Source organism: Natronocella acetinitrilica, assembly GCF_024170285.1.
Lineage (GTDB): Bacteria > Pseudomonadota > Gammaproteobacteria > Nitrococcales > Aquisalimonadaceae > Natronocella > Natronocella acetinitrilica.
The window spans coordinates 1-1,421 of sequence record NZ_JALJXV010000027.1; the positions used below are offsets into that span (position 1 = coordinate 1).

Below are 1,421 nucleotides of genomic sequence, written 5' to 3' on the forward strand. Positions count from 1 at the left end.
ACAGTCCTGTTCGGCCGCCAGGCTCAGCCCGGCAACAACGCGCTTGCAGGTTTCCGCTGTGTCCAGGCGCTCGCTTAAGCGCTGGTAGATCTCCCGCCAGGCCCCATCGGGCAGCAAGTCGTCGCGGAAGGCCAGCCCGGCGAGCGCCCGCGGCTTGCGCGCCAGCCAGGCAATGACATGCCGGTAGTCGATACAGCGCCGGCGACCTTGCCCCTTGCTTGGCCGGGCCCGGAAAAGCCGCAGAATCTCGGTGCCGCCATGGTGTAGAACGAGGCGATCGTCGTAGACATGGACACGCAGGCGTTCGCCAATCAGCCGCGCCGGCACAGAGTAGAGTTCTCGCTGGATGGCAATGGTGCTAGAGCTGGTCACCCGAACCATCAGCTCGGTGTAGGCAACGCCACGACGACAGGGCAAAGGTTTGAGTTCGGCCCGCTCGGCGGCAACCCGTTTGGCATTGCGCCGGTTGATGCTCGCGGCCACCTCCTCAATGAAGCCGCGATAGGCCACCAGGCTGTCGAAGTCTGCCGAACCGCGCAACGACAGGCGCTGCTTTATCCGGCGCTTGAGGTGTCCATGCGGTGACTCGATGCTGCCGTTCTCGTGCCCGCGCCCAGGATTATTGCGGCTGGCACGCATGCCGTAGTGCCCGCACAGCGCCCGGTAGCGCTCCGTGATATCCGCCTGCGCCTGGGCATCAAGGTTCTTGAAAGCCGCCGAGAGGCTGTCGGTCCGGTGCTCCGCCGGCACGCCGCCCAGTCGTTCCAGGGCATCGGTCAACCCCTCGGCCAAGGCGGCATAGCTTTCACCGCCCAAGACCACACGCACATGGCACCAACCGCTGTACGCGAGCCGGAAATGGAAAAGCCGGTGATCGAGCCGCTCACCCCGAAGGGTGACGGTGACGTCCTTGAGTATGGTGAAGTCGGACAACCCTCTCAGCCCCGGCCCATGGAGCTGCGGAAACATCACTTCCTTGTCCGGACCATGCTGCGCGCGCCAGCCTTTCACCCGTCGCTGCAGCGTGCGCAGCACGTTATCCGGATACTCGCCTGGATAGCGCTCCTGCAGCCATTCCAGCAGCGTCAATGCCTGGAGTTCCGGATCGCGTTCGAGTTGCCTCGTCAGGTCATTCCAGACATTGGCAAAGGGATCGACACGGGTGCGCCACTGGCGTGGATGCCGACCGCGACCTACTTCCCCGCGTTCCAGCCGCCGTGCCGTGCGCTCAGAGATCCCCGCCTTGGCGGCGGCCACCACCTGGCTGCTGCCTTTCTCTCGCTGTGACATGTATACCTTGACCTGTTGCTCGGTGACCGCCATCCCCGCCCCTTTCTGGGTCCCGTGGAAAAGCGGTCAAGCTTAGTGGCAACCGGCCAAAGTAGTTGTCGTTAACCGGCCAGAGCAATTGTCGTCGCATA

Annotated in this window: 1 protein-coding gene; it reads right to left on the reverse strand. The window is 64.1% G+C overall.

What is annotated here, in order from left to right; genetic code table 11:
• Window positions 1–1,323: IS21 family transposase (istA, locus tag J2T57_RS22065; RefSeq protein ID WP_253485961.1), on the reverse strand; the 1,323-nt coding region annotated here is incomplete at its 3' end.
• Window positions 1,324–1,421 lie beyond the last annotated feature (98 nt).